Origin of the sequence: Methylobacterium sp. 88A, assembly GCF_000376345.1 — a bacterium.
Lineage (GTDB): Bacteria > Pseudomonadota > Alphaproteobacteria > Rhizobiales > Beijerinckiaceae > Methylobacterium > Methylobacterium bullatum.
Genome location: NZ_AQVT01000001.1, coordinates 4,012,379 through 4,027,074, shown reverse-complemented (window position 1 = coordinate 4,027,074; position 14,696 = coordinate 4,012,379). Strand labels below are relative to the sequence as shown.

At 68.6% G+C, this 14,696-nt stretch carries 11 protein-coding genes; 5 read left to right on the top strand and 6 right to left on the bottom strand.

Going from position 1 to position 14,696, the window contains the following annotated elements:
• Positions 1-136: 136 nt before the first annotated feature.
• From A3OM_RS0119260 to A3OM_RS0119250, 3 genes are all read right to left on the bottom strand, one after another.
• Complete coding sequence (locus A3OM_RS0119260; RefSeq protein WP_018045417.1) at positions 137-1,360, bottom strand: CoA transferase; 1,224 nt, start codon at positions 1,358-1,360, stop codon at positions 137-139.
• A 159-nt stretch (positions 1,361-1,519) separates the two neighbouring features.
• Positions 1,520-2,815: an MFS transporter gene (locus tag A3OM_RS0119255; RefSeq protein WP_026176213.1), complete on the bottom strand. Its 1,296-nt coding sequence runs from the start codon at positions 2,813-2,815 to the stop codon at positions 1,520-1,522.
• 121 nt (positions 2,816-2,936) lie between these two features.
• Positions 2,937-4,112, bottom strand: a complete 1,176-nt coding sequence (locus A3OM_RS0119250; protein WP_026176212.1) for an aminotransferase class V-fold PLP-dependent enzyme — start codon at positions 4,110-4,112, stop codon at positions 2,937-2,939.
• Between the two features lie 158 nt (positions 4,113-4,270).
• Here A3OM_RS0119250 and A3OM_RS0119245 point away from each other — a divergent pair, with 158 nt between their 5' ends.
• Complete coding sequence (locus A3OM_RS0119245) at positions 4,271-5,026, top strand: GntR family transcriptional regulator (RefSeq protein WP_018045414.1); 756 nt, start codon at positions 4,271-4,273, stop codon at positions 5,024-5,026.
• 7 nt (positions 5,027-5,033) lie between these two features.
• Here the strand turns inward: A3OM_RS0119245 and A3OM_RS0119240 are convergent, their stop codons facing one another.
• Positions 5,034-6,080 carry a threonine aldolase family protein gene (locus A3OM_RS0119240; protein ID WP_018045413.1) on the bottom strand — a complete coding sequence of 349 codons (1,047 nt, stop codon included), beginning with the start codon at positions 6,078-6,080 and terminating at the stop codon, positions 5,034-5,036.
• A 126-nt stretch (positions 6,081-6,206) separates the two neighbouring features.
• Between A3OM_RS0119240 and A3OM_RS0119235 the strand changes: the two genes are divergently transcribed.
• The 4 genes from A3OM_RS0119235 to A3OM_RS0119220 all read left to right on the top strand — a co-directional run bounded on the left by A3OM_RS0119235 (position 6,207) and on the right by A3OM_RS0119220 (position 11,016).
• Complete coding sequence (locus A3OM_RS0119235) at positions 6,207-9,209, top strand: FAD-binding and (Fe-S)-binding domain-containing protein (protein WP_018045412.1); 3,003 nt, start codon at positions 6,207-6,209, stop codon at positions 9,207-9,209.
• A gap of 104 nt (positions 9,210-9,313) precedes the next feature.
• A complete protein-coding gene (locus tag A3OM_RS0119230; protein WP_018045411.1) occupies positions 9,314-9,697 on the top strand; it encodes a nuclear transport factor 2 family protein in 384 nt (127 codons plus the stop codon).
• Between the two features lie 474 nt (positions 9,698-10,171).
• A complete protein-coding gene (locus A3OM_RS0119225) occupies positions 10,172-10,588 on the top strand; it encodes a YeeE/YedE thiosulfate transporter family protein (RefSeq protein ID WP_018045410.1) in 417 nt (138 codons plus the stop codon).
• A complete protein-coding gene (locus A3OM_RS0119220; protein WP_018045409.1) occupies positions 10,588-11,016 on the top strand; it encodes a DUF6691 family protein in 429 nt (142 codons plus the stop codon). The genes A3OM_RS0119225 and A3OM_RS0119220 overlap by 1 nt, the downstream gene beginning before the upstream one ends.
• Before the next feature lie 157 nt (positions 11,017-11,173).
• Here the strand turns inward: A3OM_RS0119220 and A3OM_RS0119215 are convergent, their stop codons facing one another.
• Both A3OM_RS0119215 and A3OM_RS26620 read right to left on the bottom strand, forming a co-directional pair.
• Positions 11,174-13,207 carry a family 2A encapsulin nanocompartment cargo protein cysteine desulfurase gene (locus tag A3OM_RS0119215; protein ID WP_026176211.1) on the bottom strand — a complete coding sequence of 678 codons (2,034 nt, stop codon included), beginning with the start codon at positions 13,205-13,207 and terminating at the stop codon, positions 11,174-11,176.
• Positions 13,194-14,585: a family 2B encapsulin nanocompartment shell protein gene (locus tag A3OM_RS26620; protein ID WP_018045407.1), complete on the bottom strand. Its 1,392-nt coding sequence runs from the start codon at positions 14,583-14,585 to the stop codon at positions 13,194-13,196. Before A3OM_RS26620 ends, A3OM_RS0119215 begins: the two co-directional genes overlap by 14 nt.
• Positions 14,586-14,696: the final 111 nt, after the last annotated feature.

Sequence of the window (14,696 nt, the reverse complement as noted above, 5' to 3'; positions counted from 1 at the left end):
TCATCCCTTCATGGCGCCGGAGGCGGCTCCGCTCGCGCGGTTCTGCCATCCTCCGCGAGCCCGGCAAAGCCTGGGCCGCCCCAGATGCCGTTCGCTCCCCATGGGTCTGACGGGCCTATGACGTGCTGGCTCCCGCTCAAGCGGCGAAGGCGCCGCGCGAGCGCAGGGCCTCGATCTCGTGCGCCGAGAGGCCGAATTCCGAGAGCACGTCCTCGGTATGCTCGCCGAGAAGCGGCGCGTGCCTGCGGGCGCGTTGCGGCGTGCCCGTGAGCTTCACGGGAAAACCGATATTCGGCACCGTGCCCTCGATCGGATGGGGAACCTCGATGCGCATCTCCCGGTGCCGGCCATGCTCGCTCTCGAACGCTTCCGGATAGGTGTTCATGCGGCCGGCCGGAATGCCGGCTTCGAGGAGCAGGGACACCCATTCCTCACTGGTCCTCGCGGCAAAGCTCCGCTCCAGCTCCTCGATCAGCTCTTCGCGGTTGGCGAGGCGCGCGGGGATGTCGACGAAGCGGGCATCCTCGAACAGTTCGGCGCGGCCGAGCACGTCGCAGAGCAGGCGCCAGAGCTTCTGGTTGGTGGCCCCCATGACGAAGTAGCCGTCCGAGGCCCGCACCGCCTGGTAGGGGGCGCTCATGCGGTTGGAGGTGCCGAGCGGCTGCGGGATCCGGCCCGTCCCCCAATATTCCGACACGTCCCAGATCGAGAAGGCCAAGGCCGCGTCGAAGAGCGAGGCGTCGATATACTGGCCCCCGCCGCTGGCCTGCCGGCCGATATAGGCGGAGAGGATCGCGTAGACGGTGAACAGCGCGCAGCCGATATCGGCGACCGGCACGCCGGCCTTCACCGGCGGGCCGCCCGGATGGCCGGTCACGCTCATCACCCCCGACATCGCCTGGGCCATCAGGTCGTAGCCGGGGCGCTTCGCCCAGGGACCCGACTGGCCGAAGCCCGAGATGCTCGCATAGATGAGCCCCGGATTGCGGGCGCGCATCGCCTCGTATCCGAGGCCGAGGCGCGCCATCACGCCGGGCCGGTAATTCTCGACCAGCACATCCGCATTGGCGGCCATATCGAGGAGCAGGTCACGCCCGGCATCGGATTTGAGGTTCAGGGCGAGACTGCGCTTGTTCCGGTTCATGTTGAGGAAGCCCATGCTGTCAGGCCCCTTCATCTTGAACCCCATGGCGCTGCGGGTCTGGTCGCCCGTGCCCGGCGGTTCGATCTTGATGACGTCCGCTCCGAGATCGCCGAGCAGCATGCTGCAGAACGGCCCTGCCATCACCTGCGTCACGTCGAGGACGCGGATGCCCGCGAGGGGGAGGGGGCGGGGTTCTTCGTGCACGGAGTGATCCATCGTGCTCGGTTCCTGTTTTGCGCCGGGGGCGGGTGCGGCCCGCCGGCGGTGGCGTTACGCGAGGAGGACACGACTCGCCGTGTGCATCCCCTCTCCCCGCGTGCGGGGAGAGGGGATTGCGCTCTGGCTTCGGCTCAAGCCAGCGCAGCCAGGATCGCGCTACTCCGCAGGAACCGCCCGTCCCAGGGGCGGTACCACCGGCTCCTCTTCGAACGGGCGCTCCGGGTGCATGGTGAAGGCGAGGACCGCGCCCAGGAGGCAGAGGCCGATGGAGCCGACGAAGGGCAGGGTCCAGCTTCCCGTCATGTCCACGATCATCCCGAACACGATCGGCGAGATGATCGCCGCCACCGCCGAGCCGGTGTTCATCAGGCCCGCCGCCGTGCCCGAATATTTTGGCGCGATGTCCATCGGCACCGACCAGATCGGGCCGATCACCAGTTCGGCGAAGAAGAAGCCGGAACTGAGCAGCAGCGCCACCAGGGTCAGGTCGCGGGTGAAGAACACGCCGGTGAGACTCGCCGCCGCGCCGAGGAAGCCGACCACGATGACGCTGAGCCGGGCGAGCTTGAGATCCCCTGTGCGCTTCAGGATGCGGTCGCTGAACACGCCGCCCAGGGTATCGCCGACGACGCCGGCGAAGAATACGCCCGAGGCGAACAGGGCCGAATTCTTCAAGTCCAGCCCATAGTTGAGCTTGAAGAAGCTCGGCAGCCAGCCGAGGAACAGCCACAAGGTCCAGCCGTAGCAGAAATAGGTCAGCGTCACCGGCAGCATGCGCCGGGTGAGGCGGCCCCAGGGCACGTTCTGCTTTGCACCGACCTTGCTCGGGGGCGGCAGCACAGCGAGTTCCTCGGGCGTGATCGCCGGATGATCTTTCGGGTCATCGCGGAAGTAGAGGTACCAGACCACGACCCAGGCGAAGCTCGCCACCCCCAGGATGACGAAACCGATGCGCCAGCCGAACTGGTAGATCAGGAAGGCCACGATGGGCGGCGCCACCGCGTTGCCCAGCCGCGCGAAGGCATGCGTGATGCCCTGCGCGAAGCCGCGCTTGCCCGGCGCGGTCCAGTTCTGCATGGCGCGGGTGGCAGTGGGGAAGGTGGCGCCTTCGCCGAAGCCGAGGAGGACGCGGGCGAGGAACAGGCTGATGAGCCCGCCCACGAACCCGGTGAGGATCGTCGCCGAGGCCCAGATCAGGCCGCAGACGAGGAGGGTCCGCCGCGCGCCGAACTTGTCGCCCACCGAGCCGCCGATGACCTGGAAGATCGCGTAGGGATAGGCGAAGGCGGACAGGATCAGGCCGAACTGGGTGTTCGAGAGCCCGAGATCTTTCATGATCTCGCCGCCCGCCGTGGCGATGTTCACCCGGTCGAGATAGGTGACGAAATACATCAGGCAGAGCAGGAACAGCACCATGTTCGACGCGGAGACGCGTCTTTTAGCTGGCGTCATCGGGGTTTCCTCGGGTTGAGCGCGCCACCCCGCCCGATCTGAGCGTCGGTTGTTTGTGGGGGACGCGCAAAGGGTGCGATCGGCACGATCCCCCCCTCCCACAAGGGGAGGGAGGTGCTGCTCAGTCGTCCAGGCCGGAGCGCAGGGCGTCCATGGCCGCCAGCACACCGCCGCGCGCGTGCGGGACGCCGCCGGCCTTGAGACCCATCTCGACGCCCGACAGCGCCGCCATCAGCATCAGGTCGTTGCATTCGCCGAGATGGCCGATGCGGAAGATCTTGCCCGCCATCTTGGCGAGCCCGGTGCCGAGCGAGAGGTCGTATTTCTCGAGGATCAGAGTGCGCAGGGCATCCGCGTCATGGCCCTCCGGCATCACCACGGCGGTGAGCACGGGCGAGTATTCCGACGGTTCCCGGCACAGAACCTCCAGGCCCCAGCCCTCGACGGCGGCGCGGGTGGCGGCGGCGAGACGCTGGTGGCGGGCAAAGACCTCGGCCAGGCCTTCCTCTCGCAACATGGCGATGGCTTCGCGCAGGCCGTAAAGCAGGTTCGTGGCGGGGGTATAGGGGAAGTAGCCGCCGGCATTCGGCTTCAGCATGTCTTCCCAATCCCAGTAGGAACGGGGCAGAGTCGCTGTCTTCGCGGCGGCCAGAGCCTTGTCCGACAGGGCGACGAGACCGAGGCCCGGCGGCAGCATCAGGCCCTTCTGCGAGCAGCTCACCGCGACGTCGACGCCCCATTCGTCATGGGCGTATTCGGCCGAGCCGAGGCCCGAGATCGTATCGACGAGGAAGAGCGCGGGATGGTTCGCCCGGTCGATCGCCTTGCGGATCTCCGCGATCCGGCTCGTGGCGCCGGTGGAGGTCTCGTTATGGACCACCATCACGGCCTTGATCGACTTGGCGCGGTCCTCGGCCAGGATCGCCTCGACCTGCGCCGGATCGACCCCGCGGCGCCAATCGCCGGGGACGAACTCCACCTCGATACCCCAGCGCGCCGCCATCTGGCGCCACAGGGTGGCGAAATGGCCGGTCTCGAACATCAACACCCGGTCGCCGGCCGAGAGCGTATTGACGATGGCCGATTCCCAGGCACCCGTGCCGGAACCCGGATAGATGATCACCGGCGACCGCGTCTGGAAGACGGCCTGGGCGCCTTCCAGCACCGCCTTGCCGAGTCCGGCGAAATCGGGGCCGCGATGGTCGATCACCGGCATGTCCATGGCGCGCAGGACGCGCTCGGGCACCGGGCTGGGGCCTGGAATATGCAGGAAATGGCGTCCGGTCCGTGTCGTCATCGAGATCTCCGCGATGGCCAGTCGAGGGAAAGCTGCGCCCGGATCGATGATCCACTGTGCGTCGGAGCAGAAAATTGCATTCATTTTTTGAGAGGGCAAGCATTATTATGCGGACATCTCGTCTCGACCTTCCTGCTTTCGGCTGCTAGGTTCGCATTATGGTGCTTGAGCCTGTCACTGAACCGGAGGCCGATGCCGGCCTCGAACCCGCCGATGGAGCGCGTCTTTCCGCGATGCCGTCGCTGGCGAAATCCCTCCACGGCGAGCTTCTGGCACGCCTGCGGGACTACATCGTCGAGGGCAATCTGGCCGCCGGCGCGCGGGTGCCGGAGCGGATGCTCTGCGAGCGCTTCGGCATCTCGCGCACGCCACTGCGCGAGGCGCTGAAGGTGCTGGCTTCGGAGGGGCTGATCGAGCTCCTGCCGAACCGGGGCGCGCGGGTGCGCCAACTCGGCGCCGAGGAACTCGTGGACCTGTTCGACGTCATGGGCGGGCTCGAGGCCCTGGCCGGACGCCTCGCCTGCGAGAAGATCACGCCCGCCGCCTATGACGAGATCGAGCGGCTGCATCACGAGATGTACGGCTGCTACATGCGGCGCGACCTGCACGGCTACTTCGCCTGCAACCAGGCGATCCACGACCGGATCGTGCAGGCGGCGGACAACGAGCCGTTGCGGGCGAGCTACGCCAATTTCGCCGGGCGCCTGCGCCGCGTGCGCTACTCGGCCAATCTCGACGAGAATCGCGACCGCTGGGGCGAGGCGATGCGCGAGCATGAGGAAATCCTCGATGCATTGCGCAGGCGCGCCGGCAATGAGCTCAGCGACATCCTGTTCGGGCATCTGCGCAACAAGCGCCGGGCGGCGGCGGGGCGGGAGACAACGTGTCCGCCGGACGCCGGCGTCGCATCGTGACGGCGGCTCAGCGGCGCACCTCATGAAACCGTGCGGCCTGCGCCCGGATCACGTCCGCCGCTTGCAGGATGCCGGCCCGGTCGACGTCGAGATGGGTGGTCGCCCGGATCTGATGCGCGCCGATGGCGCGGATACGCACATCGCCCGCGAGACACGCCTCGGCGAAGGCGGTCGCGGTGATGCCCAGCGGCTCCACCGAGAAGCACAGGATGTTGGACTGGGCCGCATCGGGCGCGATGGCGAGGCCGGGCGCGCCGGTGATGCGGGCCTTCAACTCGCCGGCATTGGCGTTGTCGAGTTCCAGCTGGTCCACATGATGATCGAGGGCGTAGAGGCCGGCCGCGGCGAGGATTCCCGACTGGCGCATGGCGCCACCGAGCCGGTACTTCCACCGCCACGCCTCGACGATGAAGTGCCCCGAGCCGCACAGGACGGCGCCGACCGGGCAGCCGAGTCCCTTGCTCAGATCGATCCAGACGCTGTCGAAGCCTTTGGCGTAGTCCCTGGCGGAGATGTCGGTGGCGGCCACGGCATTGAGGAGGCGCGCCCCGTCGATATGCGCCTTCATGCCCTTGTGATGGGCGAGGTCGCGAATGCGGCGCATGTCGGTGAGCGGCCAGACCGAGCCGCCCGAAAAGCTCGTGGTCTGCTCCACCGAGACCAGGGCCGAGCGCGGCGCCGTGCGGGCGGGGGGGCGGATCGCCGCCTCGAACGCCTCGGGCGTGTAGAGGCCGGCCGGGGTGGCCAGGGCCTTCACCGAGACGCCGCCGATGGCCGCCGAGCCGGCGGCCTCGGTGTTGTAGATATGGGACTGATCGTCGACCACGATCTCGTCGCCGGGCCGGGTCTGGACCAGGATCGAGACGAGGTTGCACATCGTGCCCGAGGGCATGAACACCCCCGCTTCCATGCCGAGCAGGTCGGCGACGCGCTCGCACAAAGCCAGGGTCGTCGGATCGGAATCGGATTGCTCGTCACCCACCTCCGCGCGGGCCATGGCCTCACGCATGCCGGGTGTGGGCCGCGTCTGCGTGTCGCTATACAAATCGATCATCTGACGGCCCTGTTTTGCATGCAATCCGTGTGGGCCATTCTAGCCGGTCGGGACGATCCCGCCACCCTACCGGAACCCGCATCGCTTTGAAGCCGGCCCACGGCACTCCCACGAGGACGATGGATCATGACCGCAACGGCTGAGCCCGCCACCGGCCCGAACCGCGCCCCTTCGCCCGTCGCCGGACCGGGGCCGGTCAGTCCGCGCGCCGCCAACCGGCAGGGCGCCGGCCTGCCGCGCCGCCTCGCCGAGGCCCTCGCCGGCGAGGCGAAGTTCGATGCCTTCACCCGGGGGCGCTATGCCAACGACGCGTCGATCTACCAGATCATGCCGGCGGGCGTGGTCCTGCCCCGCAGTGCCGCCGACATCGCCGCCACCCTGAAGATCGCGGCCGAGCACGACGTGCCGGTGATCCTGCGCGGCGGCGGCACGTCCCAGAACGGCCAGCCCATCGGGCGCGGCCTCGTGGTCGATTGCTCGCGGCATTTCAACGGGATCATCGCCTACGACGCGCAAGCCGGAACCATCACCGTCGAGCCCGGCATGGTGCTGGAACGGCTGAACACACGGGTGAAGGCCGATGGCTGGTTCTTTCCCGTGGAGCCCTCCACCGCCACCCGCTGCACCATCGGTGGCATGGCCGGCAACAATTCCTGCGGCGCGCGCTCCCTGCGCTTCGGCAAGATGAGCGACAACGTGCTCGGGATGGAGGCCTTGTTCCATGACGGAGAGCCTTTCGGCTTCGGCCTCACCGGGAACGCGGCGACGGGCGTCACCGGCTCGCGGCGGGCGGACGCCCTCGCCGCCGCCATGCGGGCTCTGGCCGAATCCGAGCGCGACGAGATCCTGCGCATGTACCCGCGCGTGCAGCGCCGGGTCGGCGGCTACAATCTCGATGCGCTGATCGAGGCGCGGCCGAACCTCGCCCATCTCCTCGTCGGCTCGGAAGGGACGTTGGCGGCCACCACCAGCGTGACGTTGAAGCTGTCGCGCCTGCCGACGCACCGGGTCATGGGCGTCTGCCACTTCCCGTCGTTCCGCTCCGCCATGGAGACGACGAAGGCCATCGTCGACCTCGATCCGGTGGCGGTGGAGCTCGTCGACAACAACGTGCTGGTGCTCGGCGCCGACATCCCGCTGTTCCGGGCGACTTTGGCCGACATCACCCATGGCACGCCGAATTGCCTGCTCCTGGTGGAATTCGCCGGCGACGACCGGGACGCGCTCCTGGCCGATCTTCGGCGTCTCGACGCGTGCATGGCCGATAACGGCCATGTGGACGCCGTGGTGGAGGTGCCGGAGCCGATCCGCCAGAAATCGGTCTGGGAGGTGCGCGAGGCCTGCCTCAACATCATGATGTCGATGAAGGGGGATGCCAAGCCGGTCTCCTTCATCGAGGATTGCGCGGTGCCGCTGGAGCATCTCGCCGATTACACCGACGCGGTGACGGAGGTGTTCACCCGCCACGGCACGCGCGGCACCTGGTACGCCCACGCCTCCGTCGGCTGTCTGCATGTCCGCCCGATCCTCGACATGAAGCAGGGCGGGGACGTCGCCAAGATGCGCGCCATCGCGGAGGCCGCGAGCGAACAGGTCCGCCGCTTCAAGGGCTCCTATTCGGGCGAGCATGGCGACGGCATCTCGCGCTCGGAATACATCGCGCCGATGTTCGGCGAACGCCTGACCCGCGCCTTCGAACAGGTGAAGGACGCGTTCGACCCCGAGAACCGGCTCAACCCCGGCAAGATCGTCCGGCCGCTCAAGATGGACGACCGTTCGCTGATGCGATTCCAGCCGGGCTACGCGGTGAGCCAGCCGAAGAGGACCGCCCTCGACTGGTCGGAATGGGGCGGCTTCGGCGGTGCCGTCGAAATGTGCAACAACAACGGCACGTGCCGGAAGCTCGCCGGCGGGGCGATGTGCCCGTCCTACCGGGCCACGAAAGACGAGCAGCATCTGACCCGTGGCCGGGCGAACTCCCTGCGGCTCGCGATTTCGGGTCAGCTCGGCGCGGACGCTTTCACCAGCCGCGAGATGAAGCGGACCCTGGATCTCTGCGTCTCGTGCAAGGCCTGCCGCCGCGAATGCCCCACCGGCATCGACATGGCCAAGATGAAGGTCGAGTTCCTGCACCATTACCACGCCCGCCACGGCCTGCCCTTGAAGGAGCGGCTGGTGGCGGCCCTGCCGCTCTATGCCGGCACCGCCGCCTGGCTGGCGCCGCTCCTCAACCTGCGCGACCGGGTGCCCGCCTTGGCGAGGCTGTCGGAGCGGGTCGCCGGGCTCTCGGCGCGGCGCACCCTGCCGCGCTGGCGCAGGCCCTGGGTCGAGCAGGGCGAGCCGGCCCATCCGGGCGACGTGACCGGGGATTTCCGCGACATCGTGCTGTTCGGCGACACGTTCAACCGCGCCTTCGAGCGGGAGAACCTTGAAGCAGCAGAGCGTGTGCTGATCGCCGCCGGTTACCGTCTGCATCGGGTCTTCCCCAACCGTGGACGACGCCCCCTCTGCTGCGGCCGCACCTATCTCGCCTCCGGCCAGACCGACCGGGCCCGCGAGGAGGCAAGCCGCACGCTCACCGCGCTGCTGCCCTTCATCCGGGCCGGTGCCCGGATCGTCGGGCTCGAACCGTCCTGCCTGCTGACCTTCCGTGACGAGTTCGCGTCCCTGCTCCCCGGCCCGGGGGCGGGGGAGTTAAGCAAGGCGAGCCTGCTGTTCGAGGAGCTGCTCGCCGTCGATCTCGATGCCGGGCGGATCGCCCTGCCTCTGGCGGACCAGGGCGGGCGGGTCGCCCATCTGCACGGCCATTGCCACCAGAAAGCCTTCGCCGCCATGGGCGCGGTGGAGACGGTGCTGCGCGCGGTGCCGGGGCTCGACGTGCGGGTCATCGAGTCGAGTTGCTGCGGCATGGCGGGCGTCTTCGGATACGGCGCCGAGACCATCGACGTGTCGCTCGCCATGGCCGAGCTCTCGCTGTTCCCGGCCCTGCGCAAGGCCGGCCCGGACGATCTCGTCGTGGCCGACGGCACCAGCTGCCGCCACCAGATCCATGACGGTCTCGGGCTCGAAGCGCTCCATGTGGCGCGCGTGCTGGACGCGGCGATGGCGGCGTCGGCCGACCGTCACTGACGGCCGGGCAGGGCGGCCGGTCATGGTCGTGAGGGCGTGATGGATGGTATCGAGAAAGGCGGGCCGCCTTTCTCGAGTGGACTCCGCCTCGCTCAGGGGACAACATGACCGACCTAGAGCAGAACAAGGCGACTGTGATCGCCTTCTATCGGTTGATGTTCGACGAGTGCCTGCCGCGCGAAGCCATCGAGCGTTATGCGGGCGACGACTACATCCAGCACAACCCGCATGTGGCGAACGGCAAGGACGGCTTCATCGCTTATTTCGAGCGCATGGCGCATGAATGGCCGGGCAAGCGGGTGGAGGTGAAGCGGGCGGTCGCCGAGGGGGATCTCGTGGTGCTACATTGCCTGCAGCACTGGCCGGGCGACCACGATTATGCGGCCATCGATATCTTCCGGCTCGATCAGGGCGGCAGGATCGTCGAGCATTGGGACGTGCTGCAGATCCTGCCCGATTCTTCCGCCAACCCGAACGGGATGTTCTAGGGAGCGCGTGGCACGCTTTCGGTCTTGGCCATTTCAGTCTCAGCCATTTCCAGTCTTGGCCATGTCATCCGGATGTCGTCTGGCCGATGACGTCTGGCGATCTGGGCACGTCAGAGCTCCCCACACTCTGACATGATGCGCTGCCGGCCGCTTCTGCCGTTCGACGCTCGATCGTGCCCCGATCTGGACCCAGCTGGGCGTCGATGCGCTCGGTTTGCCCAGGATGCGTATCGAGATCCGCGTCATCGCCATCATTCCCTGAGCCATCCCGGCACGCTCTGCGTCGGGCCGTGGCGACAGGATATTTTGGATTGACAGCAACGCTTCGGCGTTCGACCTCTCGGTGGGCGCGGGGGCTACCGCCGGGGCGTCGTTTCTCATTCTCGATGGCGGGTTCTCTACGGTCGGCCGCGTTGGTCCGCCACGAAAGAACTCGTTCCAAGTGGCTCCCTCGACTGGAGCCGGAGTCTCCGAATGATCGTCTACCTGTCAGCTCTTGCCGGTGGTGCCCTGATCGGGACCTCCGCCGCCCTGCTCCTCGTCCTCAACGGCCGCATCGCCGGGATCAGCGGCATCGCCGCCGGGGCGATGCTGCCGTTGAGCCGGGACACGCCGTGGCGCTGGGCCTTCCTCGCCGGCCTGCTCCTCGGCCCGGTCCTGTATCGCCTCGCCTTCGGTGCATGGCCCGTCGTGCAACTCGACGCGCCGTGGAGCCTCATCGTCCTCGGTGGCCTCCTCGTCGGCTACGGGACGCGGCTCGGCGGGGGCTGCACCAGCGGCCACGGCGTCTGCGGCCTCGCCCGGCTGTCGCCCCGCTCCATCGCGGCGGTGGCGACCTTCATGGCCGCCGCCGCCGCGACGGTGTTCCTCGTCCGCCACGGAGGATGGTGATGGACACCTTGCGGTCCGCGGTGGGCTTGCTCGCCGGCCTCCTGTTCGGATTCGGCCTCGCGCTCTCGGGCATGATGGACCCGGCGCGCGTTCTCGGCTTCCTCGACGTGGCCGGCGCCTGGGACCCGAGCCTCGCCTTCGTGCTGGCCGGCGCGGTCGCCGTCTCGGCGCTGGGCTATGTCCTCGTGTCGCGGATGCGCAGGCCCGTGCTGGCCCAGCGCTTCGAGATTCCCCACAACCGTCCCATCACGGCGAGCCTGATCGGCGGCGCTGCTTTGTTCGGCATCGGCTGGGGCCTCGTCGGTCTCTGCCCCGGCCCGGCGCTGGCGGGCCTGACGCTGGGCCTGCCGCAGGTGATCGGGTTCGTGGCGGCGATGGTGGCGGGCATGCTGCTCCACCGCTTCACCGCCGCCGCATCCGGCAAGTGATACCGGCCGACTGCGCGGCGGCGGGCGTCCGCCGGACGCGCCGAGGACGACCATCGGCCGGGATCGGCGCCGCTTGGTATGAAACGCAAACGCATTCGGCCCGGTCGGAGAACCGACCGGGCCGAATGCTATCGCCTTGCGTCTTCGGGCCGTTGCGCTATCGGCGCGGCAGGCTGTGGAGCCCCTTCAGGAAGGCGTCCACGTCCGCGCGGGTGTTGTAGAAGGCCAGCGAGGCGCGCACCGACTGATCGACGCCGAAGCGGCGCAGGGCCGGCAGGGCGCAATGGTGGCCCGAGCGCACGGCGATGCCGCGGGCGTCGAGGTGCTTGGCCACCGCTTCGTTGTCATGCCCGTCGACGACGAAGGACATGACGCTGGCTTTCTGTCGCGCGGTCCCGATCAGGCGCAGACCCTTCACCTCGGCGAGCCCGGCTTGCGCGTATTCGAGCAGGTCGTGCTCGTAGGCCGCGATGCCGGGAAGTCCGACGCTCTCGAGGTAGTCCAGGGCCGCGCCGAGCCCCACCGCTCCCGCGATGTCCGGCGTGCCCGCCTCGAACTTCTCGGGAACGCCCTTGTAGACCGTCTTCGAGAAGGTGACGTCCTCGATCATGTGGCCGCCGCCCTGCCACGGAGGCATCGCCTCCAGCAGCGCGCGCTTACCGTAGAGGGCGCCGATGCCCGTCGGCCCGAACACCTTGTGCCCGGAGAAGACGAGGAAGTCGGCGTCCAGCGCCTGCACGTCCAGGGGGATGTGCGGCGACGATTGCGCCGCATCCACCAGCACCGGCACCCCATAGGCATGCGACAGGGCGATGATCTCACGGACCGGGTTGATGGTGCCCAGAGCGTTGGCCACATGGGTGATCGAGACGATCTTGGTGCGGCCCGACAGGAGGGTCGCGAACTGCTCGAAGATGATCTCGCCGCGATCGTCCACGGGAATCACGCGCAGGGTCGCCCCGGTCGCCTGGGTGAGGAGCTGCCAGGGGACGATGTTGGCGTGATGCTCGATGGTCGAGATGATGATCTCGTCACCCGGGCCGATATTGGCGCGACCGTAGGAGTTGGCGACGAGGTTGATCGCTTCCGTGGTGCCCCGGAGGAAGATGATCTCGTCCGTCGAGGCTGCGTTGATGAAGCGACGCACCTTCTCGCGTCCGCCCTCGAACAGGTCCGTGGAGCGCGCCGCGAGGGTGTGCGCGGCCCGGTGGATGTTCGAGTTGTGGCGGGCGTAGAATTCGGACGTCGCGTCGATGACGCTCTGCGGCTTGTGGGTGGTGGCCGCATTGTCGAGCCAGACCAGCGGATGCCCGTTGATGCTCTGGTGCAGGGCCGGGAAGTCCTTGCGCACCCGCTCCACGTCGAAGGGGGCCGCCACCGGGCTGGAGCCCTGCGACGAGACATGGGGCGCATGGCCGGGGCGAGGCTCGTGGCGAGTCGACGGGGCGGGCGCGGCGTTGCCCGTCCGGCTGCGGTCGGTCAGGAAGTAGTACTCGCCCAACGAGAACGGCTCGTCGGCGATCTCCACCTTCCGGCCGGCGCGGGAGACCGTCTCCCGCGAGGCGTCCTGACGCGAGGCGTTCTGGCGCCCATGACCGGGCGCTTCCGGCACCAGGGACGGCGCGAACCCATGCGCGAAGGCATTGGCGCGCGGGTGATCCTTGGCGATCGTGGCGTGGAGATCGTGGCCGCCCGGGAGGAAGGCGGCGACATCGGCGACGCTCGGCACGAAGAACTCGGGCAGGCCCCCACGGGGAGCCTGCGCCTCGGGATGGACCGAGGGAAACGCCGATGCTTGAGCGAAGCCCGGACCGGTGAGGCCGGGAAGGCCGACCGGAGGGGCGCCGAACGAGCGGGCGGCCAGCGCCGAGGCGTCGGGCTGAAGGCCCGACGGCGCGGCGCCCGAGGGGATCGACGGCGTGCCGAGATCCGCCTTGGGGGCAAAGGCCTGGGGGGCAATCGGGTGGCCGAAGCCCTGGGGAATGTTCTCCAGGGCCTGCGGCAGCCGTGGGGTGGCCTGCGGCGCTTGCGGCGTCTGCGGCAGGTTGGGGGTCAGGGGCGCGGACGCCGTCTGACCCTGACCGTAGATCTCGCGGGCCAGGCGCCCGACGAGATCCGCATGCGCCGTGTCGCCGAACACCCCCGTAGGGAGACTGCCCGTGGGGAGACCCGGCGCGTTAAGCGTAGTCATGGTAGTTGCCCAGCAGCACGTTATCGAGGCGTGCGATGGCGTCTTCCACCAGCACCGCGGCCGAGAAGTAGCGGGTCACGAGGTGCGAGGCGATGGAATGGTCGTTGGTGCCCATGTAGCGCACCGACAGGCCGGTCTCGATCTCGCCGGTGACGCCGGACTTCTGCAGGCCGACCACGCCCTGTTCGCCTTCGCCGACGCGGAGGAGCAGGATCGAGGTGGTTTGGGCGCCGGTCACCGGGTCGATGTCGATGGGGAGCTTGTCGCTGGGCACGATCGGCACGCCGCGCCAGGTGATGAAGGGCGAGCCGAACAGGTGGATCACCACCGGCGGCACGCCGCGACGGGTGGCTTCACGGCCGAAGGCCGCGATGGCGCGAGGGTGGGCCACGAAGAAGGCGGGCTTCTTCCAGACCAGGGTCAGGAGCTCGTCGAGATCGTCCGGAGTGGGCGGTCCGCCGCGCGTCGGGATGCGCTGGCGCTGGCTGACTTCGTGGAGCAGGCCGAACTCGGAATTGTTGAACAGCTCCCACTCTTCCCGCTCCTTCACGGCATCGACCGTGAGGCGGATCTGCTCGCGCAGCTGGTCGATCTCGTTGGAGTAGAGATCGGTGACGCGGGTGTGGGTGTGCAGGATCGTCTGGATCGTGGAGAGGTGGTACTCGCGCGGGTCGACCTCGTAATCGACATAGGTCGTGGGCAGGCGCGGCTCGCCGGTATGGACCGCCAGAAGCTCGATGCCCTGCTCGCCCTCGCTGTTGGTGTGGCCCTTGAGGCGGTCACGCTCTTCCACGAACTGCGAGATGCGCGAGCGGATGCCCTCGTCCTCGATGGCGGAGCGGTCGAGGGTGAGCAGCGTCACCGCCGAGAGCGCCTTCACGGCGGGAGCGGGCGCGTTCTCGCTCACGAGATCGTTGTCGCCGAAATAGTCGCCGCCGGTGGCGAGACCCTGGCGCAGGCGGTTCTTGAACGGGCCCGACAGGGTCAGTTCGACGGTGCCCTCGGCCACGACGGTGAGGCTGCGGCCGGTGGAGCCCTCCTCGGCGATGACGTCGCCCGCCTTGTGCTGGGAGACGGTGAACTTGGAGGCCAGCGCCGACAGCTCGTTGTCGCCGAGGCGGCTGAACAGCGGGACGCTGCGCAGGGAGGCCGGGCGCACGGTGCGGGTGCCGCCGTCATTGGCGAGCTCGATGCGGCCGGGCTTGGCCAGCACCACGGCGCGGCGGTTGACCCGGTAGACGCCGCCGGCGACGTCGACGAAGGGGAGCAGGCGATGGAACCAGCGGGGGGTGTTGGCCGCGTTCTGGACCGACGTGACGGTCGCCGTTGCAAGATTGCGTGCCGCCGAGGCGCTCACGCTCAGACCGGGTCCACTCATGGGGGTTCGTCTCCGTATTGCGGCAGGAGGCGTTGGCCGGCCGTGACGCGGCGCATGCCGCATCGTAGCCGCGCCTATCACGCGTCCGCTCTCGCTCGATGATGATCTTGG

Bases quoted from the DNA above. Each gene is read 5' to 3' on its own strand.
- A3OM_RS0119250 (WP_026176212.1), bottom strand. From the start codon at position 4,112: ATGACGACACGGACCGGACGCCATTTCCTGCATATTCCAGGCCCCAGC.
- A3OM_RS0119215 (WP_026176211.1), bottom strand. From the start codon at position 13,207: ATGACTACGCTTAACGCGCCGGGTCTCCCCACGGGCAGTCTCCCTACG.
- A3OM_RS0119245 (WP_018045414.1), top strand. From the start codon at position 4,271: ATGGTGCTTGAGCCTGTCACTGAACCGGAGGCCGATGCCGGCCTCGAA.
- A3OM_RS0119260 (WP_018045417.1), bottom strand. From the start codon at position 1,360: ATGGATCACTCCGTGCACGAAGAACCCCGCCCCCTCCCCCTCGCGGGC.
- A3OM_RS0119230 (WP_018045411.1), top strand. From the start codon at position 9,314: ATGACCGACCTAGAGCAGAACAAGGCGACTGTGATCGCCTTCTATCGG.
- A3OM_RS26620 (WP_018045407.1), bottom strand. From the start codon at position 14,585: ATGAGTGGACCCGGTCTGAGCGTGAGCGCCTCGGCGGCACGCAATCTT.
- A3OM_RS0119255 (WP_026176213.1), bottom strand. From the start codon at position 2,815: ATGACGCCAGCTAAAAGACGCGTCTCCGCGTCGAACATGGTGCTGTTC.
- A3OM_RS0119220 (WP_018045409.1), top strand. From the start codon at position 10,588: ATGGACACCTTGCGGTCCGCGGTGGGCTTGCTCGCCGGCCTCCTGTTC.
- A3OM_RS0119240 (WP_018045413.1), bottom strand. From the start codon at position 6,080: ATGATCGATTTGTATAGCGACACGCAGACGCGGCCCACACCCGGCATG.
- A3OM_RS0119225 (WP_018045410.1), top strand. From the start codon at position 10,172: ATGATCGTCTACCTGTCAGCTCTTGCCGGTGGTGCCCTGATCGGGACC.
- A3OM_RS0119235 (WP_018045412.1), top strand. From the start codon at position 6,207: ATGACCGCAACGGCTGAGCCCGCCACCGGCCCGAACCGCGCCCCTTCG.